This is a genomic window from Vibrio sp. SCSIO 43153 (genome assembly GCF_023716625.1).
Lineage (GTDB): Bacteria > Pseudomonadota > Gammaproteobacteria > Enterobacterales > Vibrionaceae > Vibrio > Vibrio rotiferianus.
The window spans coordinates 2,333,690-2,356,872 of record NZ_CP071855.1 but is presented as its reverse complement, the minus strand read 5'-3'; the positions used below and the strand labels follow the sequence as shown (position 1 = coordinate 2,356,872).

The 23,183-nt window shown below is 45.0% G+C and carries 20 protein-coding genes; 7 read left to right on the top strand and 13 right to left on the bottom strand.

The window, feature by feature from the left end; translation table 11 throughout:
* Nucleotides 1-37 precede the first annotated feature (37 nt).
* The 5 genes from J4N37_RS11295 to J4N37_RS11275 all read right to left on the bottom strand — a co-directional run bounded on the left by J4N37_RS11295 (nucleotide 38) and on the right by J4N37_RS11275 (nucleotide 6,814).
* Nucleotides 38-1,615, bottom strand: a complete 1,578-nt coding sequence (locus tag J4N37_RS11295) for an alkaline phosphatase (protein ID WP_252040937.1) — start codon at nucleotides 1,613-1,615, stop codon at nucleotides 38-40.
* A 619-nt stretch (nucleotides 1,616-2,234) separates the two neighbouring features.
* A complete protein-coding gene (locus tag J4N37_RS11290; protein ID WP_045393540.1) occupies nucleotides 2,235-2,594 on the bottom strand; it encodes a hypothetical protein in 360 nt (119 codons plus the stop codon).
* A gap of 195 nt (nucleotides 2,595-2,789) precedes the next feature.
* Nucleotides 2,790-3,737: a ChaN family lipoprotein gene (locus J4N37_RS11285; RefSeq protein WP_045393543.1), complete on the bottom strand. Its 948-nt coding sequence runs from the start codon at nucleotides 3,735-3,737 to the stop codon at nucleotides 2,790-2,792.
* An 84-nt stretch (nucleotides 3,738-3,821) separates the two neighbouring features.
* Entirely contained in the window at nucleotides 3,822-4,664 is an 843-nt protein-coding gene (gene rlmA, locus J4N37_RS11280; RefSeq protein WP_045393546.1) for a 23S rRNA (guanine(745)-N(1))-methyltransferase, read from the bottom strand.
* Between the two features lie 113 nt (nucleotides 4,665-4,777).
* Nucleotides 4,778-6,814, bottom strand: a complete 2,037-nt coding sequence (locus tag J4N37_RS11275; protein WP_252040936.1) for a methyl-accepting chemotaxis protein — start codon at nucleotides 6,812-6,814, stop codon at nucleotides 4,778-4,780.
* Between the two features lie 330 nt (nucleotides 6,815-7,144).
* On the opposite strand from J4N37_RS11275, the gene J4N37_RS11270 reads away from it, so the two are divergent.
* Entirely contained in the window at nucleotides 7,145-8,113 is a 969-nt protein-coding gene (locus J4N37_RS11270; protein WP_045393552.1) for a nucleoside hydrolase, read from the top strand.
* Between the two features lie 10 nt (nucleotides 8,114-8,123).
* On the opposite strand, the gene J4N37_RS11265 is transcribed toward J4N37_RS11270, so the two are convergent.
* The 3 genes from J4N37_RS11265 to gap form a co-directional block, all read right to left on the bottom strand.
* Nucleotides 8,124-8,471 (bottom strand): hypothetical protein, encoded by a 348-nt coding sequence (locus J4N37_RS11265; protein WP_045393555.1) that lies wholly within the window; start codon nucleotides 8,469-8,471, stop codon nucleotides 8,124-8,126.
* 85 nt (nucleotides 8,472-8,556) lie between these two features.
* Nucleotides 8,557-9,441, bottom strand: coding sequence for a D-hexose-6-phosphate mutarotase (locus J4N37_RS11260; RefSeq protein ID WP_010449474.1), 885 nt, complete (start codon nucleotides 9,439-9,441; stop codon nucleotides 8,557-8,559).
* A gap of 157 nt (nucleotides 9,442-9,598) precedes the next feature.
* Nucleotides 9,599-10,594: a type I glyceraldehyde-3-phosphate dehydrogenase gene (gene gap / locus J4N37_RS11255; protein ID WP_010449472.1), complete on the bottom strand. Its 996-nt coding sequence runs from the start codon at nucleotides 10,592-10,594 to the stop codon at nucleotides 9,599-9,601.
* A 328-nt stretch (nucleotides 10,595-10,922) separates the two neighbouring features.
* On the opposite strand from gap, the gene msrB reads away from it, so the two are divergent.
* Nucleotides 10,923-11,342 carry a peptide-methionine (R)-S-oxide reductase MsrB gene (gene msrB, locus J4N37_RS11250; protein ID WP_082038817.1) on the top strand — a complete coding sequence of 140 codons (420 nt, stop codon included), beginning with the start codon at nucleotides 10,923-10,925 and terminating at the stop codon, nucleotides 11,340-11,342.
* Between the two features lie 141 nt (nucleotides 11,343-11,483).
* On the opposite strand, the gene J4N37_RS11245 is transcribed toward msrB, so the two are convergent.
* A complete protein-coding gene (locus J4N37_RS11245) occupies nucleotides 11,484-12,308 on the bottom strand; it encodes a DUF2989 domain-containing protein (RefSeq protein ID WP_045393565.1) in 825 nt (274 codons plus the stop codon).
* A gap of 101 nt (nucleotides 12,309-12,409) precedes the next feature.
* On the opposite strand from J4N37_RS11245, the gene J4N37_RS11240 reads away from it, so the two are divergent.
* Nucleotides 12,410-12,694: a YeaC family protein gene (locus tag J4N37_RS11240; protein WP_038884303.1), complete on the top strand. Its 285-nt coding sequence runs from the start codon at nucleotides 12,410-12,412 to the stop codon at nucleotides 12,692-12,694.
* A gap of 54 nt (nucleotides 12,695-12,748) precedes the next feature.
* On the opposite strand, the gene ansA is transcribed toward J4N37_RS11240, so the two are convergent.
* Together ansA and sppA are read right to left on the bottom strand one after the other, a co-directional pair.
* Nucleotides 12,749-13,765 (bottom strand): asparaginase, encoded by a 1,017-nt coding sequence (gene ansA / locus J4N37_RS11235; protein ID WP_010449463.1) that lies wholly within the window; start codon nucleotides 13,763-13,765, stop codon nucleotides 12,749-12,751.
* A gap of 114 nt (nucleotides 13,766-13,879) precedes the next feature.
* A complete protein-coding gene (sppA, locus tag J4N37_RS11230; protein ID WP_045387317.1) occupies nucleotides 13,880-15,730 on the bottom strand; it encodes a signal peptide peptidase SppA in 1,851 nt (616 codons plus the stop codon).
* A 226-nt stretch (nucleotides 15,731-15,956) separates the two neighbouring features.
* On the opposite strand from sppA, the gene J4N37_RS11225 reads away from it, so the two are divergent.
* The 3 genes from J4N37_RS11225 to J4N37_RS11215 all read left to right on the top strand — a co-directional run bounded on the left by J4N37_RS11225 (nucleotide 15,957) and on the right by J4N37_RS11215 (nucleotide 20,758).
* The gene (locus tag J4N37_RS11225; RefSeq protein WP_010449460.1) at nucleotides 15,957-17,969 is read left to right on the top strand and encodes an NADPH-dependent 2,4-dienoyl-CoA reductase; all 2,013 of its coding nucleotides are present in this window, start codon (nucleotides 15,957-15,959) and stop codon (nucleotides 17,967-17,969) included.
* A 173-nt stretch (nucleotides 17,970-18,142) separates the two neighbouring features.
* Nucleotides 18,143-18,691, top strand: coding sequence for an NAD(P)H nitroreductase (locus J4N37_RS11220; protein WP_088880525.1), 549 nt, complete (start codon nucleotides 18,143-18,145; stop codon nucleotides 18,689-18,691).
* A 99-nt stretch (nucleotides 18,692-18,790) separates the two neighbouring features.
* Nucleotides 18,791-20,758: a DNA topoisomerase III gene (locus tag J4N37_RS11215; RefSeq protein WP_252040935.1), complete on the top strand. Its 1,968-nt coding sequence runs from the start codon at nucleotides 18,791-18,793 to the stop codon at nucleotides 20,756-20,758.
* 62 nt (nucleotides 20,759-20,820) lie between these two features.
* On the opposite strand, the gene J4N37_RS11210 is transcribed toward J4N37_RS11215, so the two are convergent.
* On the bottom strand, nucleotides 20,821-21,027 hold the full coding sequence (locus tag J4N37_RS11210; protein WP_009707305.1) for a hypothetical protein: 207 nt from the start codon (nucleotides 21,025-21,027) through the stop codon (nucleotides 20,821-20,823).
* 151 nt (nucleotides 21,028-21,178) lie between these two features.
* Complete coding sequence (locus J4N37_RS11205; protein WP_010449454.1) at nucleotides 21,179-21,868, bottom strand: SDR family oxidoreductase; 690 nt, start codon at nucleotides 21,866-21,868, stop codon at nucleotides 21,179-21,181.
* A gap of 281 nt (nucleotides 21,869-22,149) precedes the next feature.
* Here J4N37_RS11205 and J4N37_RS11200 point away from each other — a divergent pair, with 281 nt between their 5' ends.
* A complete protein-coding gene (locus tag J4N37_RS11200) occupies nucleotides 22,150-23,079 on the top strand; it encodes a histone deacetylase family protein (RefSeq protein ID WP_252040934.1) in 930 nt (309 codons plus the stop codon).
* Nucleotides 23,080-23,183 lie beyond the last annotated feature (104 nt).

Here is a 23,183-nt window from a genome sequence, read left to right as displayed (position 1 = left end):
GTGGAAGTGCACCAATGTAGTCAGTGCGGAGCATGGATTATTTGATTTGCTGGATAAGGTATTCACCAAGTTGTGAGTGATGCATTATCTTCGATACTGGCAGAATGGTACCCGCTGGTCCCCAAGCGAACACATTGACTGGTGTATGCGTGTGTGTGCCTGTTCCCCAAACGGTATTTTGTTTAGTGGCTTGTTCACGAGCTAGCAAGTTACCCCTGTCGTTGTATGGGAAAAATGCATCAAAGTCGTTAATGGCTGGGACAGTTTCTTCTTTCAAGTACTTATGGCTAGCTAAGCGGTACGGGTTAGGTTGACTTGCTAGTACGCGTTCTGCTTGCTCTGGAGTAATAGAGAAATCGCTGCTGGCGTTCACAATGTCAGCCAGCTTTTCAGGGGTTTGCTGCGCTTTATCAAGTTTTTGGAACTCGCTGATCATGCCGTAGTAGCTTTGCTTTTGATTGTAGAGGCCATCGAGAATATCAAACTGACCAAAGTTGAAGTTTGGTGCGTAATCACGCTTCGCGAAGGCTTCGCCACTACGCTTTTCAGGCTTAGGAAGATTGGCTGAAGAGTAGCTAAAACCAAAAGAACCGGTTTCATGGTCAGCGGTGACGATCACTAGCGTATCCTCACGGTTTTTTGCCCATTCATAAACGGAATTTACAGCTTCATCGAACTTGATCAACTCATGCAGCATGGTGCCAGCATCGTTGCTGTGACCTGCCCAGTCAATTTGTCCGCCTTCTACCATCAAGAAGAAGCCGTCTTTGTCTTTTGAAAGTACATCTAACGCCTTCTCGGTCATCTCTTTGAGAGAAGGTTGGCTTCGTTTTGGATCATTTTTACTCTGGCTGTAGGCAATGCCATCATTCATTCCTGAGTAAGCAAATAGGCCGAGTACTTTGTCGCCTTTGGCTTTCTCAAGCATGTTGCGGTTGAATGCTAAGCTGTAACCCTGCTGCTGCGCTTCGGTGAGTAAGTTACGTTCATCTTTGCGCTTCGATTTTAGGTAAACATCACCTTGAGTGAGCTTCTCAAGTTGCTTGTAGGTATCGCCTTTGTCGTTGGTTGATTTTGGAATCCAGTGACGAAGGCCACCAGAAAGCATCACATCAACGCCAGTTTCTAGCATGTCGACCGCAATGTTGTTCTCAAGTGAGCGATGAGGCTGGTGCGAGGCAAAAGCCGCGGGAGTGGCGTGCGTCATTCGGGTATCCGATACTAAGCCCGTTGCCTTACCTTTTGATTTTGCTTTTTCCAAAATAGTTTCGACATGGTTGCCTTGGCTATCGATACCAATCACTTCAGAAGCGGTGGGGATACCCGTCGCAAGCATGGTCGCAGAACAGGCTGAATCTACAACAATGGCGTCTTCAGGGTTTGTCAAAGAGGAGCCGATAACACCTTCTTGGGCGAGTTTATAGAGCGCGGTGGTTTCACCTTGGTAAATTGAGTTTGGTGCGTGGTTCGCGTAGGTTTCTAGCAGACCAACTTGTTGAGGGCCCATGCCGTCACCAATCATCAAGATAACGTTTTTGATTTCTGCCGATAGGGCATTGAAAGAGAGCGTCGAAGCCGCCATTGCGGTTACGATTGGGGTCACTAAGTGCTTCATTGTATATTCCTTATTTATAAAAGCGCTGGCATTACAACAAGGATTGATGAAGGAAATACTACAGTAATAAAAGATTCATATGAAAGTCATTGCGATGTTCTAGGGTGACAATAAAAAAAGCTCACCGAAGTGAGCTTTGAATTACGTTTAGGAGTTGAAAGTCATGAGCTAAAGTTACACCGCGTAAGCAGTACTTTGGGCCACAATGAGCAAACTCGATTGAGGAAGGCATGGAAGCCTTTTCTGAACCAAGTTTGGCCAGTTTTGCTCTTACCATGTTGTCTGAATAGAGTGGCAACTCCTCTTGCCCTTCTAAAGACAAATGATGAACAGCAAACAGAACTCGCCTTACGCAGCAGCATAATCGAGATAATTCAGTGAAATTTGGGATTCGTCGGGCGCGAACTTATCGACCGTACTTAATAGGAAAATGGAAAAATTGAGTTGAAGAAGGGCAAGATTGAAAAGCCTTTTTCATAGTCCATCGTCCAATAATGAATCGTTGACCATTATGGACTTGGACAAAAAACGCGTTCAAATGAGGTTACTTGTCGTAACGAAAGAAACTCTTGTTTAATCTTTTGATTTTTGGGTGGATTTTAAGCATTATCCAAAAAAGCTAAACAAGCGCTAAGATGATTCCACCAACGGTGAGTGCTGCTGAAAGGTATTGACCCGCAGAGTAAGAGTCATCCTCTTCTTCTTTAATCTTATCCGGATGATCCATGCCTAACGCACCATGGGCGAATGACTCAACTTTGTCTCCCACGGTTTTGTTTTCAGCTTTGACTTCGTGGCCATTTTGGTCGATGTCTTGCAGCGCGGCTAACAAGGCTTTGCCTTCATCAGACAAGGTCACCTTATTTTTCTCTATTTGCAATGGTTTAGGCGCATCATCACTACCAGCAACTTTGTTAGCTTGTATCTTAGCTGGCTGACTGGAATATGCATTGACCGAGTTGCTTCCTACTGGATTCATCTGTTACCCCTTCGAACAACAGCACTCCTTCTATGAGTGCAGGTAAAAAGCAGTTATTTCTATATCGGCGGCAATGGATAATTCTTGAATCAATCAAACAAAAAATAGGTCTGCTTTTGCCGCCTCTGGTTTATACCCAGAAATTAAAGCAAAAAGCAGACCTATTTTTCTTTATCGATTGTAAGGTATTTCGGATTACTTACATTGAAGGTCGTTGTTTCGTTTCGTGAGGTGTTTGTACGCCGCCATACGATTCGCGTCTTGTACGTAGCGTACTGGTGGATCAAGGACCTCAAGTTGGTAATCAGAACCATCAGACGTAATGTCCGCAGTAGGCGTAATAACTGCGACGTTTAAATTTGGGTTGCGATTCAAGATAGATGTTGCTGTGCCTAAACCACCTTCGGTGTGGAATTTACCCGCAACATGAACCACTTGAGCCCCTGGGTGTTTTTCTAAGTATTTTACGATGGACTCCGCCATGGTCTCGTCCCATGTAACCTGAGCTGCGTATTGCTTCTCGGTCTGTTCTGGCTTGCCATGGTGCATGGATGCCATGAACTTTTCTTTGTATGGGCTGTTTGCGGTGTTGACTTCATTTGCAACAAAACTGCGCTCGTCAGAATCGAGCTTATCTAGGTAGTCGATACCTTGGCGTCCAATACAACGCACAATGTCTTTTGGCGCATTTGATGCGATCACAGGAATCTCCGCTTGCTTAGCAAGCTCCACCAATGGGCGGTAGTCACTTTCGTAATTTGGCCAAGCATTACTTTGCTTCATGAAGTACTGCTCGCCGATTTCGCCGTTTAGGTACGAATCCAAGATTACTTGCTTGTCGCGTGTGACCTGTTCCATTGAAAGAGCAAGGGGGCGGTTAGCAGAAGATAACTGCTTTAGCATGTCGGTCTGAAATCGGTGGACACCTGCATGTGTATGCCATTCACCAATTAAAATTACGTCAGCTTGCTGTAGTTCAGGGGGCAGTTGATTGACGGAGATAACTTCACCGGATGGATCATGAAGTTGGTAGTCATAGAAACTGGATACGTTATTTTCAGTAACGTTAGGAGTTGTTGGTGTGTTAGATACACAGCCAGTGAGCAAGCCTGCAAAAATCAGACTCAATGTAGTAAAGCGCATTAAAAAGCCTCCAAAAATGTCCGAGTGATATTAATGGAGGCTGGCAGATGAATCAATGCTAATGAGAATAATTTACATTACAATCTATTGTTCTTTGCTTGATTGAGCTGCTTTCTTTCGATAAACGCGCAGCATAAAGTCAGCCTCACATTGGAAAAGTGTAGATGACTTTAATTCTTCGCGAAGTTCATCGCTGGCTTTCCATGCAAATGGGGTCATTTGTAGTAGGTCAAATGCTACGCCGTCTTTTAAGTCCATGGTGTAGTTGAGCTTTTGCTGATGCTCTAATTCAAACCCGTCAATGCTCTCAGGCTCTTCATTATGTAGGCGCACTTCTTGATAGATACGTTCACGGAATTGATACAGGTGACGACCCGCAGGAGTGACAGTAATGACGACGCCATTATCCTTGATGACGCGCTGCAGTTCTTCTGCCTTACATGGCGCGTAGATACGTAAAACTGCATCGAGAGATTGCTCGGAAAATGGTAGACGGTGGCTAGATGCCACGCTGAAATCACAGTTCGGGTAGCGCTTAGATGCGTAACGAATCGCTACTTTAGAGATGTCCAAACCGTATACATTGGCCGCTTCATTTTGAGCGTGCAGAGATTGCTGAACTTGGTCAGTGTAGTAGCCTTCACCACAGCCAATATCCAAAAGCTGGTGGTCAGTGCCCTCAGCGTATTTTGCACATAGGCGAGCCACTTCTTGTCGCATTGGATCGTAATGGTTACCTTCTAAAAAACGACGACGAGCCTGCATCATCTCTTTGTTATCACCTGGATCTTTTGAGCGTTTATGGTGAGCAGGCATCAGATTCACGTAGCCTTCTTTGGCTAGATCGAATTGATGATTGTTATCACATTTAAACGTCTTTGCTGTGAGCGTAAGAGCTTGATGACATAGAGGGCATTGATAGTTCATGACGATCTCTGGACAAATAGTAGGGCGGCAGATTCTATCAAAAAGGGATGCGGCAAGCGAAAGAAAAAGAGCCGAATATATCGGCTCTTTTGAACGGTTTTGCTAACGAGTGCTTAGTGGAAGAAATCCACTTGTTGCTTCAAGTTCTGAGCTTGCTGCTGTAGTTCAGTAGCGCTTTGTGACGTTTTAGCGCTGGTGTCACGGCTTTCGCGGTTGAGTTCACTGATAGAGTGAGCGTTAGCAGCGATTTCTTGTGAAACTTGAGCTTGCTCTTCTGACGTTGCGGCAATGGCATCGGCTTGAGAGGCGATGGATTGAACTTGTCCTGCTATAGCTTCAAGTGCCGTACCAGCTTCTTGCGCCTTATCGAGTACTTTATTCGCATTTTGCTGGCTTTCGTTCATCATGGAGACCGCATTACTGGTTGAGCCTTTTAGCTTTTCAATGATCTCGACAACGTCTTTAACGGAAGTCTGTGTTCGGTGGGCTAGGGTACGAACTTCATCAGCAACTACGGCAAAACCACGACCTTGTTCGCCAGCCCGCGCGGCTTCAATTGCGGCATTGAGTGCGAGGAGGTTGGTTTGCTCTGCAATCTCATCAATCATCTTAGTGACGGTTTGAATGCTTTCACTGTCATTGTTTACTTGTTCGATGGCTGCTGCCGATTGATCAAGTTGGTCATTCAATTGTGCGACATCGATGCAGACACCTTCGACAACTTCCAAGCCAGATTGGCTGTCGGTGTTCGCAGAGCGAACGTTTACGGCAATCTGTTCCACTTGCTGTGCAACAGATTGAGCTGAGGATGCCATTTCTTCAATGGCCGTAACAACTTGTTCTACTTGCTCTTGCTGTAAGTCTGATTGCATAAGATTGCGGTTGGCATCATCAACAACGCTGGTCGAGTTGCTTTCAACTTGGTCGCTGGTCGAACGAATCTGACCAACTAACTCGTTCAGTTGTCCCGCCATATTAGCAACGCCGTTGTTCAAGTTAATGATTTCGTTTTTCGATGCTTTACCTGACGCAGGAATATCAATACTCACTTCACCTTTTGCCAAACGGTTCATGTAGCCATTCAAAACGGTGAGTGGATTTAGCGTTCGGTTGAGTACAAGCGTAAGCACCACAAAAGTGGCCGCTGCCACAATGAGAGAAATTGTCGCAATCAGTTGAAGTAAAGCTTGGCTGCCTTTGGTGACTTCATTGATGAAAGTGCCACCTAAGAGTTTCCAGTTCCAACCTGGTACTTGAGTGTAAACTAGGTACTTTTCACCCACGGTGCCTTGATATTCAAATGGGTATCGAATTAAGCCACTGTCCTGTTCGAAAAGTTGGTAGAAAGGCTTATTGCCGTTGTAGTCAGACACTTCTTGAATCGGTGGATCGCTCTCTTCGTGTTTTGGGTGAAGAAGGTAATGACCTTGGTTGTCTTTTTCGTTATCCAGAATGATGGTGTAACCAGTGTCGCCCCATTTTACGCTTTGTAGCGAGCTGAATAGATCTTGGGTCGCGCGCTCAACAGGTAAGCCAATGAAAGAGATACCGTTGACCTTACCATTCGCGTCTTTTAAAGGTGCGTAGTAGGTGATGTAGCGCTCACCATAAAGTTTGATTTGCGCATAGTAAGGCTGGCCGTTTTTAAGCTTTTGGTAACCGGGGTGGTTAAGCCCTAATGTAGTGCCAAGCGCTCTCTTACCTTGAGGATCTTTTAGTGAAGTAGCGACGCGAATGAAGTCGTTGCCCATTGGAGCAAACAGGGTCGCAACAGCACCAGTGTCACGAGTGAAGCTATCAACTAACTTAGTGTCACCAATCAAGCTTTCGCTGTATTGGGTGATGTTTGGTACTTGGTGACCTTGAAAGTCGACGTTGTAACTCTCGACATAGACGCCCGCTAAATAACCATTACGGAATGTTGATTCTAAAACTTCTGCCGTGTGCAGATAAGCATTGAACTGGCCTGCAATGGTTTTTGCCATCGATTCCACTTTAGATTGATGTTCTTTCAGCGTGTTTTCTAAAAGTACGTTTGAAGCGTTTTGATAAACAAGCGCAGCAATGCTTGAAAATGCAATAAGCAGACACAGTGTGATGACCAGTTTGAGCTGGAAACCAACACTTTGATTCCGATATTTGTCTAGCATGTAGTGTCTTTCCTGATTATTGATAGATGTTATAAATGTTGTATCGGCATGCTAGCGATTTATATGACGAGTTTTTTTGATATTTATTAAGTTAATTGTCAAAAAATAAGAGCAACCAATAGCTTAGATAGGAAATGACCGCTTGATTGCTCAGTTTATTTCAGAAAGAACGGATGAATCGCCACTCTGGATAGCGATCTTTTTGTATTCATTCAATTCGTCGGTTAGCATGGTGAGAAAAAGAAAACTCATACCTTCGGTTTCGGTCACGTTAATCCATGTTTTTTCTAGGTATTGTTGCTTCTTTCCTAGCGTTTAGTAGAAGCCGATATGACGAAAAAAATCATTCTAGACACAGACCCAGGTATTGATGATGCAATGGCAATTCTTTTTGCTGAAGCCCATCCTGATATCGACCTTATGGCCATTACAACCGTTTATGGTAATGCGACGATAGACAACGCGACGCAAAACGCCCTTTACCTAAAACAGAAGTTTGGTATGAAAGCACTGGTTGCGAAAGGTGCGGAGAAGCCTTTAGTAAAAGCGCCGGTTGGAGCAACAGTTGTCGTACACGGGGAAGCTGGCTTTGGTGATGTGAAAGCACCGAGCGCGCTGGATGAGAGTGCTATTGATAAGCCTGCCTATCAGTTCATCATCGACAGTGTTAGAGCAGTGCCGGGAGAAATCACCTTGGTGGCCGTGGGCCCTTTAACTAACCTTGCGCTCGCTTTGGAAGCAGACCCAGAAATCGTTAACTTGGTTAAGGAAGTGGTTGTTATGGGCGGCGCTTTTGGTGAGAACGATCATCGAGGCAATGTTACGCCATACGCTGAAGCGAACATCCATGATGACCCTCATGCCGCAGACAAAGTATTCACTGCTTCCTGGCCTGTTGTGATAATTGGTTTAGATGTGACAGAAGAGAGTTTCTTTACGGGGCAATATCTTGATCAACTAAGAGAGGATGCAGGAGAGGTAGGGCAGTTTATCTGGGATGTCAGCCGCTACTACCTCAAGTTTTACTCTGAGAAGGTAGGAATGGATGGCTGTCATGTCCATGACCCTTCCGCGATTGCTTATGTGATTGAACCTGAACTGTTTACTTTGCGCAGTGGTGCCGTCCGAGTAGTGACTGATGGACCTGCCGAAGGGATGACGATTCAGAAAACCGACCAACGCAAATACATGCACGATGAGTGGAGCGCTTTCTCTGCGCAAAACGTTGGCGTCGGTGTGAAAAGCGATACACTGCTTTCGCTTTATCGAGAGTCTATTATTCATTATTCCGAACGATAATGGAGAGAGGTTATCTGTAATAGTCGATAACTTGCACGGATAGCCTCTCGTTGCCTGACTCTACGGGAAGAGTAAAAGCATTCGACGCTGGGTATTGATTTTGATTGTCGTAGGTAAGCCCCTCAATCTTCTTGAACGGTTTGCCTTCTCCGTAGAACATCTCAATGCTTACTGCCGTTTTCTCGTCCGCGGAGACTTGGAAGCGGCAAATTCCGGTTGGGCAATAGACTTGAAATTGTGTCGGTGACAACTGCTTGTATTCGAAGACGTTTTTCTCTGCGTGTAACAAGACCTCAGAGCTAGCACAGCCAAACAATAAGCTTGTAAGAAGTGATATTGAATAAATGTGGTATTTCATGGTTGCTCCATCGTCTCAATTCGCTTTGATTGGTCTTAGTATGGAATTGTAAAAAAGGCCGGGTGAACCGGCCTTTAAAATTGGATTACTGCGCAGAAATCACAGTGATAAGCTCATGTGTCTCGCCAGGTTGAAGCGTTTTGCCTTGCTCGATACTTGGAGCGTGAACCGTCGACTCAACACACATCATGGTTTGGTAACCGTTGTCAGCCATATCACCCATGCCTTGCGCGCCCTCTGCCCAAGGGTTCCACAATACTGCCGAGTTATGACCTTGGTTCTCTACGCTCAATGTGCGGCCTAATACTGGATCTTTCACCAAAATTTGCGCTTCTGGTTGAGTGTAAACACGGTCAATAGTATCGGTTAGCTGAAGAACTTCGCCACCTTTGCAGATTTCACCTGCTTTTAGGCTATCGATGTATTCAGGACCCATACCTGTTGTTTGTGCTTGGTTGATGTCACCGACATTTAGGTAAGTGTGCAGCGCGCCAGAGAATGTCCACTCTTCATCATCGATGTTCATGACTTTCAATGTCACTTTTAGCTCGTCGCTGATTTCAACAACTAGGCGAGCATCGAACATGTGTGGCCAGATATCGTGAATTTCTTCAGTTGGGAACAGAGCCAGTTCAACGATCACGCCATTGTCGTTCTCACGGTGTTCAACTAATTCCCATTCTGCAGTGCGTGCAAATCCATGTGCTGGCGCAGCAACGCGGCCAAACCAAGGCCAACAAACTGGAATGCCACCACGCAGTGCCGCTTTACCATCAAAGATTGCTTTTTCGCTCATCCAGATCAGATCTTCTTGGCCTGCTGGTGTAAACGATACGACATGACCGCCGTGTAGTGCGATGCCTGCAGTAGCCTTCTCATGAATAACGCGGACGACTTTAACCTGATCGATTTCTACGATTGTCACGTTGTCAGATAGAACCGTTAGGGCAGGGAGAGTATTTAAATCCATGTGCTGTTTCCTATAGCTGGGGGAGAGACTTCGCGACACACTTCATACATCAAATGTAAAACAGAGTCTGTCTTCTCTCAAATTCCAGATACAAAAAAGGCGACTCTAGAGCCGCCTTTTCTTTAACGAAGTTATTCGCTAATTGCTAACTGTCTAATTACTTAGAGATGTGAGCGATTAGGTCTAGAACTTTGTTTGAGTAACCGATTTCGTTGTCGTACCAAGATACAACTTTAACGAAGTTTTCAGTTAGAGCGATACCAGCTTTAGCATCGAATACTGAAGTTTGAACTTCGCCGATGAAGTCTTGAGAAACAACTTGGTCTTCAGTGTAGCCTAGAACGCCTTTTAGTTCGCCTTCAGAAGCTTCTTTCATTGCTGCACAGATAGCTTCGTAAGATGCGCCTTTCTCTAGGTTAACTGTTAGGTCAACTACAGAAACGTTAGCTGTTGGTACGCGGAAAGCCATACCAGTTAGTTTGCCGTTTAGTTCTGGAAGAACAACGCCTACAGCTTTAGCAGCACCAGTTGAAGATGGGATGATGTTCTGAGAAGCACCACGACCACCGCGCCAGTCTTTAGCAGAAGGACCGTCAACAGTTTTTTGAGTTGCTGTAGTAGCGTGAACTGTAGTCATAAGACCAGATACGATACCGAACTTGTCGTTAAGAACTTTAGCGATAGGCGCTAGACAGTTAGTAGTACAAGAAGCGTTAGAAACGATGTCTTGACCAGCGTAAGTGTCTTGGTTAACACCCATAACGATCATTGGAGTCGCGTCTTTAGAAGGACCAGTTAGAACAACTTTCTTAGCACCAGCAGTGATGTGCTTACGTGCAGTCTCGTCAGTTAGGAAAAGACCAGTTGCTTCAGCTACTACGTCAACGTCGATAGCATCCCATTTTAGATCTTCAGGGTTGCGCTCAGCAGTTACACGTACAGTTTTACCGTTAACGATTAGGTTACCGCCTTCAACTTCAACAGTACCGTTGAAACGGCCGTGAGTTGAGTCGTACTTAAGCATGTATGCCATGTAATCTACGTCGATAAGGTCGTTAATACCTACAACTTCGATGTCGTTGCGCTCTTGCGCTGCACGGAATACGAAACGACCGATACGGCCAAAACCGTTAATACCTACTTTGATAGTCATTATAGTTGCTCCACAACTTAATTTCTGATTAAAGATAACTGGTAGTAAAATTACAGAATCCAGTAAACATCTGCAACAGATAATCGGACTTAACTTGTTTAAAGTCAAAAAAAAGCGACGCTTTTTTTAACAATTCTTCGCAAATGCTCGTTTTTTAAACTTTTATCTAGTTATTCTACATTCCAGTTGGCGTAATATAACTTTTGAGATAAGTACTCGTATCAAATTAATTACACATGGTGTCCTGGTGAGAAAGTATGTGCTACAACTGTTACGAGAAGCAAGTTTTTTGCTCAAAAAGTCATTGCCAAAAATAAGAAAGAAGGAAATGAATGCTGTGAAGAAAGATGGAATAAAAGTAACGAAGTCCGATGAGTACTGGCGTGAGCAGTTATCTGTTGAGGAATATCATGTCTGTCGTGAGCAAGGTACTGAACCTCCATTTAGCGGCAAGCTGCTCCATAACAAAGATACCGGAGTGTATGCATGTACCTGCTGTAATGCGCCTCTTTTTGTGTCCGACAACAAGTATGATTCTGGCTGTGGTTGGCCGAGCTTTGATGCACCAATAAATAATGATGCGATTCGTTATTTGAAGGACTTAAGTCACGGAATGGTTCGAACTGAGATACGTTGTGCGGCATGTGATAGCCACCTAGGTCACGTTTTTGAGGATGGTCCGGTGTCTACCGGTGAACGCTACTGCGTCAACTCGGTGTCGTTAATTTTCAACAAATCAGAACAATAGTCGCACTATATAATGTAAGAATGTTTCATCCTTTCATTTTTCATTCATAACAAGTGAGTGGCTGCTTACCCAAATGCAAGAACACCCTAAGAAGGGTGTTCTGTTAAATTAATTATTACCTTATTCAGCTTGGTGAAGCAGTTATTCAAGGTTAGTAGGAATGAGGCTTGGGTGATAATGGCCTTTATCAATCGCTTTAGCGACCTTACCTGCTATATCGTCAAGCTCGTCATATTTACTTGCATCGGAAAAGTGAAACATGACTTTTAGGTTTTTTTCAGAGGCGACTTGCACATCAAATCGCTTCGCTACCATCGTCCAAATGTAAGCACGCTCTTTTCTGTTCAAACCTTGATGGATACTTGCCATAGACTTGAGGATCTCAGGGTTCACTTTTCCGTCTTGAGTCAGAGACAATGCCTTATCGAGGATAGTGATAGTCTTTTCTTGATCGCGAGTCGTGTAAAAAGTGGCTAAAGCGAACTGCAATTCAGCAGTATCTAATGCGGCTGTTCCTTCCATTTGCAAGAATTTTCGCCTCGCGCTGTTGTCACCAGTTTGAGACCAAAGAAAGTATAGCGTTGATGGATCTGATGTGGATTGTAAATCATTAACAATGCGCTCTAGCTCATCGATGCTATTAACTAAAGCATTGAAGCGTTGCCTTTTAAGTGCACTTTGGTCGATAGGGGTGATCTGAGAAGCGAGTTCTAGGCATTTGCGGTACTCAGCAACCAGTTTATATTCTTGAACTTTATTTGCTTCTGTTGGGGCTTTCATTACTTCAAAGCGGTGCCATACCAAATTGGTACGCGGAATACGGCACTGCCCATCACTCATGTTGAGCTGTTCGCAACGAAGTTCAGGATTCTTTTCACACAGCTCTTCGGTTGTTAAGTTTCCTTCAAAGCAGCCAGTGAGTAATAGAGAAAAGGTGGTTGCAACTAGCCAATTTGTACGTTTCATCATTTTGCTTGTGATCCGTTACACCAATTTATTTGTGTTGTCTTGACTCTGTTTAGTATCCGGTTATTTTCTGTGATGAAAATGTAATAAAAAGGTACATGATGAACGCAGAACAATTACTAAACGCGATAACCCCAGAAGTCTATGATCGCTTGGTTTATGCGGTCGAAACGGGTAGATGGCCTGAGGGTACACCACTTTCTCAAGAGCAGCGAGACTCATGTATGCAAGCTGTGATGTTGTTTCAATCTAAGCACAATACGGAAGCACAGCACATGACGGTTGCTGCAGGTGGGGAAATAAGTTTTAAGTCGAAACAAGAACTTAAGAAGCAGTTTTGTCAAGAAGAGGCAGATATAGTTAGAGTGAACCCAAACTTAGACTAAAATTTACGCCCAAAAAGCCCAACGCATAAGTTGGGCTTAGCATTTGAAATGAGTTTACAGGCTCATTTCTCCTCTTAATACTTCCTGCATCTTGTCTTTGATTTGTTCGTAAGACAGATCTTGGCTTAACAAGTAGTGCAGTTTTGCTAGCGCAGCTTCTGGCGTCATATCAAAGCCGCTGATAACACCTGACTCCGCAAGAGCACAGCCTGTTGCATAGCCACCCATGTTGACTTTACCCGCCAGACATTGAGTGAGGTTCACGACGATGACTCCGCGCTCAGATGCTTCTTTCAGATGGCCAAGTAATTCTGGATTTTGTGGTGCATTGCCCACCCCAAACGTCAGCAAGATCATCGCGTTTACAGGCTGAAGTAGCGTGTTGCGAATTACTTCGTGCGAAATACCTGGGTACATAGTGATCACGCCAATAGGCTGTGGTGTGATGTTATGTACTTTGAATTCACCTTCTGGCTTTGCCCCCACAGTAATGTTGTTGCTGATTTGGATATTGATACCCGCTTCCAGCAATGGAGGTAGATTAGGTGAAGTAAAGGCATTAAAGCCATCTGCGTGAGACTTGGTACTACGGTTGCCGCGCATCAACTGGTTATTGAAGAATAATGTGACTTCGTTGATTGGGTAATTTGCCGCAATGTGTAGCGCGTTTAGCAGGTTCGCTTGACCATCCGAACGTAACTCCGCCAACGGGATTTGTGAGCCTGTCACGATAACGGGTTTGCCCAAGTTTTCTAACATGAAAGACAGAGCAGATGCCGTATACGCCATAGTATCGGTACCGTGAAGGATCACGAAACCATCGTACTTTTCATAGTTGTCACGGATGTCATCGGCGATCTGCTGCCAGTCTGCCGGAGTCATATCAGAAGAGTCGATCAGAGGCTCGTACTCATGGATCGTATAATCTGGCATCTCTGGACGGTGAAACTCTGGCATGCTAGCAAGTTGTTTTTCCATAAAACCTGCTACTGGTACGTAACCATGGTCATCGGATTTCTGCATACCGATGGTACCGCCAGTGTAAGCGATGTAGATGTGTTTTCTAGTCATCGTTATATTTAACTTTCATGTAGGGGAACAGTGGCGGGGATTATAGCGGAATGAAACCTAATAAAAAGGGGCATCTCGCACAGAGCTGCCCCTTTTAGACTATGATTCAGAGTGCTATTGCACTTGGCAAGTTAAACAGAATGCGTATTGGCCTTTAGGATCGTTGAAGCTTTGTAGCATACTTGCGTCTTGTTCGAACTGTTGAGCAATAGGTTGAAGGCTCTTCGGTAAAAAGCTTGTAGCGTCGATACCTAGAGACACTTTCACTTGGTTCATGAACTCTTGGATAAACTGCTCGGTAGGTGATAGAGGTTCTTCCACCCAGTAGATGCCGTAGTCAGTGATGTCAGCAAGCTGCGCTGCCAACTTAACGGCATCATCGAAATCACCCATTTGGTCCACAAGACCGAATGACATCGCATCTTGCCCAGTCCACACTCTACCTTGCGCCACCTTATCTACTTCTTCTAGTGACATATCACGATTAGTACCAACTAAAGAAATGAAACGCTTATAGCCATGCTCGATACCAAGCTGGAATGCGTCAGATGCGCCTTTAGAAAGACCAGTGGTAAAACCTTCACCAGAGAATGGGGATGTACCAACACCATCAGTGCTGATGCCAATTTTGTTGAAGCCTTTCTCGAATGTCGTAATGACACTGAAGATACCAATTGAACCTGTTAGCGTTGTTGGTTGAGCTACAATTTTATCGGCGCTCATAGAGATCCAGTAACCGCCTGAAGCCGCGAGGCTAGACATGGACACAACCACAGGTTTGCCAACTTCTTTCAGCGCTTCGATTTCGTTGCGAATAACTTCTGAAGCAAATGCGCTCCCCCCTGGGCTATCTACACGAAGTACCACAGCTTTTACTTTGTCATCGTTACGCGCTTGGCGAAGCAAGCTTGCAACGGTGTCACCACCAATAGTGCCACGAGGTTGCTGACCATCCATAATTGTGCCGCTAGCGACAACGACAGCAACATCACTTTCTGGCATTGACAGGTCAGGACGCATAGTTACAAGATAATCGTAGTAGCTCACTGCGTTATAGCTGTCTTTACCGTCACTGCCAAATTGTTCGGCGAACAACTTACGAATATCTTGACGGGTGGCGAGTTCATCAACCAAGCCTAACTTTTTCGCCAATTGGGCAATATCACCATCCACGGATTTCATTTGAGCTAGCAACTCGTCCATCGTCGGATTCAGAACTTTCACGTCGATATTGCGGTTAGTGGCAACATCGTCCACAAAAGCGCTCCAAAGCTGCGTGATCCAACGTGTTGCTGATTCTTTTGCTGCATCTGACATATCATCGCGAATGAATGGCTCGATGGCAGACTTATAGGTACCTACGCGGAACACGTGTGTTGAAACGTCTAGCTTCTCAAGCAATGTTTTGTAGTACATCGAGTAAGAACTGTAACCCTTAATCAGTACACCGCCATCAGGAGCGAGATAAACTTTGTCTGCGTAACTTGCTAGGTAGTATTGGCTTTGGTTGTAAAAGTCACCAACGGCATAAATAGGTTTACCTGACGCTTTGAATTCATTGAGTGCTTTTGCGATGTAACGAAGCTTCGTCAAGTTTGTTTCTGGCATATCGCGGAGTGCGAGTACTAAGCCGGAAATCTTCGGGTCGTCTTTCGCGTAACGAATGGTATCGACGATGTCGAATAACACGTTCTCTTTCGGGATTTCGTTACCAAGAACTGAGCCAGCTATCGAATCCATCGGGTTTACATAGCGACGTTGTTCTACGATAGGGCCAGACAGGTTCATCACCAGCGCGGATTCTTTTTCAACGGTAGGTTGACCTTCGCCCGTGTAGGTAAAGGCAAAGTAGAAAACGGCAATCATCACTAGGAAGATCAAGTTTGCCAGTGCAAGTCTGACAAAGGTGATGGCTTTCCATATCCCCTTAAATATCAGACCAATAAATTTGAAGAGTTTTTTCATCTTGTCTCCATAACGAGATAGTCATTCCCTAATCTTACAAAGTATGGGTTCTTATCTCTAAGATCTCAAAAGATAACAATTTTTTTAGCTTATCACGGCAATTCAACAATTGGCATATTTTAACGTGAGATTGACGCGTGTTGCAAAAATGTAAACGGCTGTTTGATTTTTTGATTTTTGCGGCGTACTGTGGTCAGACCACAACAATAAAAATGGATGTTTAGTGATGTCTGCCATGTACCCGAACTTGTTAAAGCCACTGGACTTAGGTTTTACACAACTACGAAACCGTGTCCTGATGGGATCAATGCACACAGGCCTAGAAGAGCATAAAGAAGGTCTACAAAAGCTTGCCGCGTTTTATGAAGAACGTGCAAAAGGCGGTGTAGGTCTGATCGTGACGGGCGGTTTCTCTCCCAATCTACGTGGTCGATTACATCCTTTGAGTGCAGAGTTCAGTAAACCTAAGCACGCTAAAGCACACAAGGTAGTGACAGAAGCCGTACATAAACATGGCGGTAAGATCGCTCTACAAATCCTTCATGCTGGGCGCTATGCAATGCACCCATTCGCACAAAGTGCGTCAGGCATGAAAGCGCCAATCGCGAAGTTTGCCCCAAGTGAAATGAGTGCTCGCCAAATTAAAAATACCATCGAAGCATTTGCTAATAGTGCAGAGCTGGCTCAGCTAGCTGGCTATGATGGTGTTGAACTGATGGGCTCTGAAGGTTATTTGATTAACCAATTCTTATGTAAACGTACCAACATGCGATATGACGAATGGGGTGGCAGTTATAAAAAACGTATGCGTTTCCCGGTTGAAATCGTTAAAGCGGTACGCAAAGCGGTCGGTGAAAAATTCATTATTATCTTCCGTCTTTCAATGCTTGATTTGGTCGAGCAAGGAAGCACGTTTGAGGATGTAATTGAATTAGCAAAAGCGTTAGAAGAAGCAGGCGTAACCATTATCAATACGGGTATCGGTTGGCACGAAGCACGTATTCCGACCATTGCAACTCAGGTTCCTCGTGGGGCATTCACGTGGGTGACAGAGAAAGTCAAACCTCATGTGTCAGTGCCTATTATCACCTGTAATCGTATCAATACCCCAGACGATGCCGAACGTATTCTCTCATCTGGGCAAGCAGATATGGTCTCAATGGCGCGCCCTTTCTTAGCTGACCCGTATTTTGTTGCCAAAGCGGAGCAAGAGAAATCTCAGTTAATCAATACGTGTATTGGCTGTAACCAAGCCTGCTTGGATAATGTTTTCAAAGGTAAGCGCGCAAGCTGTTTGGTTAACCCGCTGGCGTGTTACGAAACGGAAATCGTTGTTGAAGACGCTTTCAAGAAGAAAAACATTGCTGTAGTCGGTGCTGGACCTGCGGGTTTGGCTTGTGCGACGACACTGGCTGAGCGTGGGCATAAAGTTGATTTGTTTGAGAAGAACGATCGCATTGGCGGTCAGTTCCGCTTGGCCATGCAGATTCCGGGTAAAGAAGAGTTCCGTGAGACTATTCGTTACTTTGCAAACCGCATTGAAGAAACGGGTGTGAATCTGCATCTAGAGACAGAAGCCAATTACGATTTACTTACTGAGTATGATGAAGTCGTTATGGCATCAGGTGTTGAGCCACGTAAAGTCAAAATCGATGGTATTGATAACCCAGAGAAAGTCGTCGACTACCAAACGTTGATTCGAGATAAAACCCCAGTTGGTGAGAAAGTTGCGATCGTCGGTGCTGGTGGTATTGGTGTGGATGTTGCCACCATGATTACAGAGCCTGTCGGCCAAACACTTGATGATTGGCTGCACGAGTGGGGCATCGATAAAGAGATGTCTCAACCGGGCGGTTTGTATCCTTATCCAGATGCGGTGAGCGATAAAGAAGTGTGGGTGCTTCAACGTCGTAAGGGGCGTGTAGGTAAAGGCCCAGGTAAAACGACCGGTTGGATTCACAAACGTACATTAGAGAAGCGCGGCGTTCATCTGTACGGTGGCGTTTCGTACGACAAAATTGATGATGCGGGTTTACATATCCATGTGAATGGCAAAGAGCAGTTGTTAGAAGCCGACAAAGTGGTGATTTGTGCTGGTCAAGAGTCAGTTCGCCCATTCGAAGATAAATGGCATGAATTGGGAGAGAAGCTGCATATCATCGGTGGTGCCGATCATGCTGGTGAACTGGATGCGGTTCGGGCCATTCGTCAAGGCGTTAAATTAGCAGTGAAACTCTAACTCCTCGACACATATCTTAATTTTTTCATTCGTTCTTAACTTTTATAGCTGCGCCAAGTGCGCAGCTTTTTTTGTTTCTAAGTCCCTATAAAACAGAGTGTTATTTGGGAAAGTGGATTATGCTAAAGTGAGTTGCGTAAAAAATGATAACTCAATCAAATAAGGATTTGCTCATGGAAGCTCTCGAACTTTTGCTCAACCGTCGTTCTATTGCCAAGTTGTCTGAGCCCGCACCAGAAGGTAAAGCGCTTGAAAACATCATTCGAGCAGGTCTACGAGCCCCTGATCATGCAGCGTTAACACCTTGGCGTTTTGTTATTGCTCAGGGTGATGGCCTGAAAAGGCTGTCTGATATTCTGGTTAAAGCAGCAGAGGCGGAAGAGAGTGATGAGGCGGTTGTTGAGAAAGTGAGAAATGCCCCTTTCCGTGCTCCTATGGTAGTTACTATTATTGCTAAAGTGACAGAGCATGAAAAAGTGCCTGCAATTGAACAGTACCTTTCTGCCGGTTGTGCTGCACAAGCTATGCAGATGGCTGCGGTGGCTCAGGGTTTCCAAGGTTTCTGGCGTTCAGGTAAGTGGATGTTCCATCCAGAAGTACACCAAGCTTTTGGCCTTGAAGGCGAAGACCAAATCGTCGGCTTCTTATACTTGGGAACACCAGGTTGTACCCCAATGAAGGTACCTCAAAGAAACCTCTCTGATTATGTCGAGTTTCTTTAATCAAAGGATGAATCTTACTGTTTATCTGTACAGTTCTTCTTGATTTATTAGGGCGACATTGGATAATGTGGCCTTAATTGTTTTTACTTCCAAGTCCTTATGTCTCGTCTGTTTATTGCTGAAAAACCAAGCTTAGGTCGCGCGATCGCGGCGGCTTTGCCAAATCCCCAAAAGAAAGACCAAGGCTTCATCCGTTGTGGTAATGGAGATGTGGTCACATGGTGTATTGGCCACTTGTTAGAGCAAGTCGAGCCCGATGCTTATGACGAACGTTATAAGAAATGGAATATGGCAGATTTGCCTATCGTTCCACAGCAATGGCAACTGAGACCGCGAAAAAGCGCGAGTAAACAGCTTACGGTGATCCGTAAACTCCTCAAAGACGCGACAGAGGTTATCCACGCAGGAGACCCAGACCGAGAAGGTCAATTGTTGGTGGACGAGGTTCTGGATTACTGCAAGCTTTCCAAAACTAAGAAAGAAGCTACACAGCGACTTCTTATCTCTGACTTGAACTTACCCGCGGTGCAGCGTGCGTTAAGCTCAATGCGTAGCAATCGTGATTTTATTCCTCTTTCTGTGTCGGCTCTGGCCCGTTCTCGTGCTGATTGGCTTTACGGAATGAATATGTCTCGCGCATATACCTTACTGGGACAAAAAGCGGGTTATCAAGGTGTTTTATCTGTGGGGCGTGTGCAAACACCAGTGCTTGGTTTGGTGGTACGCCGAGATGAAGAAATCGAAAACTTTGTACCCAAAGATTACTTCACGTTGCATGCTCTGATCCCTTATCAAGATCAAAATGGCTCGTTTGATATTCGTGCGCGCTGGAAGCCAAGTGAAGCCTGTAAACCTTGGCAAGATGAGGAAGGGCGTGTTCTCAGCAGAAAGCTGGTCGAGAACGTGGCGAACCGCATTACCAATCAACCTGCGAAAGTGACCGAGTCGAAGCAAAAGCAAACCAAGCAATTTGCACCACTACCATATTCTTTATCCGCATTGCAGATTGATGCCGCTAAGCGTTACGGCATGAGTGCGCAGCAGGTACTGGATACTTGTCAGGCGTTGTATGAGAAGCACAAGCTGATCACGTACCCACGTTCTGATTGCCGTTACTTACCGATGGAGCATTATTCGCAAGCGGGATCAGTGACTTCTGCTATTGCTAACAATGCCAAAGAGTTACAAAGCGCGGTGCAAGGTGCTGACTTATCGATTAAGTCTAAAGCGTGGAACGACAAAAAGGTGGATGCTCACCATGCGATTATTCCAACGCCAAAACAAGCAAATGTGAACGCGCTATCTGGCAATGAGATGAAGGTATATCAACTTATTGCACGACAATACTTGATGCAGTTTTATCCGGCAGCGGTTTATGCTGAGGCGAAGCTGGTGTTTGATATTGCTGGTGGTATGTTTATCGCCAAAGGTCGTCAGCTTGTATCGCCGGGCTGGAAAGCGTTAATGGGGAAAACGGATAAAGAAGATGATGGCATTGATGCGGTTCCGCCGTTAGCAGAAGGGACCGTACTGACTTGTCGTGAAGGTGAAATTAAAGATCGTAAGACTGAACAACCAAAGCACTTTACCGAAGCTACATTACTTCAAGCCATGACGGGCATTGCTCGTTATGTAGCAGACAAAGAACTGAAGAAGATATTGCGCGACACCGATGGCTTAGGAACGGAAGCGACTCGAGCCGGTATTCTGGATACGCTGTTTAAGCGCCAGTTGCTGACTCGTCAGGGTAAATCGATTTTGAGTTCGCCAGCGGGGCGTGGCTTGATTCATGCGCTACCAATGGATGCGACTTATCCTGATATGACAGCGCATTGGGAGCACCAATTACAAGGAATGGCAGAACGAAATCAAGCGTATCAGCCTTTCATGCAAGCGTTAGAGCAGCGTATTGATGGATTAATGGGCGAAGTGAAATCGGGTCCGATTCCGGAATCTTTACGTCATCTTCCTAAAGTCGAGCGACCAGCATTCAAGCGTAAGAAGCGCAATTACAACAAATCTGGTGCATCCAAAACGACGACCACCAAACGTAAATCCTCTAAATAACTCATGTTTACTTAAAATTAAGCGGCACCAGCCAGTGCCGCTTTCTTATATTGATGGCATGGCTAGTCGAACAAGTTGTCGTTCTTGTCGATTGCGCCTCTGACGTCATCTTGAGTTAACACTCGCTTACCTAAATCCTGTTTTACTTGTCGTCCTAAGTCGATCAGCGTATCGCGATTCGCTTGAGTTTGACGTTTACCTGCACTTCTTAAGCAGTAATTGAGCTCATGATCTTCACTGAAATTCACCAGATCTTTATCTGCTGCCATGGTTACTCTCCTTAGTGGGGTTAATACCTCACTAAGTCTGGATAGGAAACGGTGAAATTCAAGTTGAGTGACGAGATTGGAGAAATGAAAAATGGGCGACGAATCCAGGAACCTGTTCGTCGCCCAACATTAACTTATTGATAAATGCCTATTACCAAGGCAATTGTGTTCCGTCGTAGTTAATAAACTGGCCAGAATTTGCTTGCGTGCTTTGCTCAATAACTTTTGCTAACCCTGCTGCAGAGGTTTTAGTGTCGATAAGCGCATTTGGTCCGCCCATTGCAGTGCGTACCCAGCCTGGATGAAGCGCAAGCACAGTGAACCCCTCATCGGTTAAATCGTTACTTAAGCTCTTAACAACGGAGTTGAGTGCCGCTTTGGAAGAGCGGTAGATGTAGCCACCACCAGAGGTGTTTTCAGTCATGCTTCCAACTTTAGAAGAGATACACGCAACCTTCTTCGAGCTACCTTTTTGTAGCTGCGGGTAAAAAGTTTCCACTAGTTTTAATGGTGCGATGGTATTTATCTCGAAGACCTTTCGCCATTCCTCGATATTAGTGTTACCAAAGCCATAGCCTTTAGGACCGTAGTAACCTGCGTTGTTAATCAGCACGTCGATAGCCGGTAGTTTGCTAGCTAACTCTGCGACTTGCTGGTAATTAGTGACGTCCAATTGATGCAAAGTTAATGTGCGGTAGTTTGATGCTAATGCTTGTAGCTCTGAGCTCTCTGCTAGGTTACGGCTAGTCGCGTGTACTTGAGCACCTTGTTGTAAATACAGTTCAGCTAAACTCAAGCCAATACCGCGATTCGCACCAGTGATAAAGACTGTTTGACTCATGGAAATACCTATCTATCTGATTCAATGAGGTTACTAGGAGATAGAATCATTGTGTTAGCTTAAGGCGATAAAATCAACTAACCACCACGCACCTAGCATCATCGACATGAATAGAGATATCGCGCAGAAAGAGCCAAAGAAAGTACCAAGGATCGTATATAAGGTTTTATTCATAACAGAAGGAAATTAATTGATATTGAAAATCATTATCAATTAATTTCCTTTTTAATCAACTCTTGGAGTTGGTACTATTTCACAACGATTTATGAAAAGAATGTCTCATGTTACCCCTTATCTATCACCCTATTTACTCACAACTTGAGCTGCCAGAAGGCCATCGCTATCCGATAATGAAATATCACTATCTCTATCAAGCGGTAGTGGAGAAGATAGCGACCAAAGGGTGGGGAGAACAAATTGAATTCTTCCAACCAAACCCTTTGAGTGTGGATGATATCAAACGCGTTCATAGTGGAGAGTACGTTGATTTGTTGGTGACTGGCAGCATGCCAGCAGTCAAAATGCGTCGAATCGGGTTCCCTTGGAGTGAGGCCCTCATCGCTCGTACACTCACGTCAACAGCAGGTACGGTGTTGACAGCAGAGATGGCGCTAGAGCATGGCGTCGCCATTCATCTAAGCGGCGGTTATCATCACGCACACAAAGACTTTGGTAGTGGCTTCTGCCTTTTCAATGATCTTGCTATCGCAGCGAAGCACATGCTGGATCATGACCATATTGACAAGGTGATGATTATTGACAGCGACGTACACCATGGTGATGGAACGGCCACTCTGTGCGAGGACGAACCAGACATCATCACGTTGTCTTTCCATTGTGATAAGAACTTCCCGGCGAGAAAGCCAGATTCCGATCTTGATGTCCCTTTGAGTCGTGATACCAGTGATGAAACGTTCTTAATGACGTTTAAAGAAGTGGTTGAAATGGCGATTAACTTACATCATCCAGACATGGTGATTTACGATGCTGGTGTGGATATTCATACCGACGATGAACTGGGTTATTTTGACGTGTCGACAGAAGGTATATTTGAGCGAGACCGTTTCTTAATGCAGTTAATGAAAGACAAAGGTATTCCTGTCGCGGCCGTCGTTGGTGGCGGGTACCGAAGTGACCACGCTGACTTGGTGCCTATCCATATGCAGCTTATCGAAGCTGTGGCTCAAGTGTATGCGTTTGAACAATTTTAAGGTCTCGCTGATAAAAAAAGTTAAAGGGATTCGCATGTCAGCGCGCTTACATTGGTAACTCAATGTAATTATTAACTTTTTTAACAGGAGTGCGTGACTTTTCT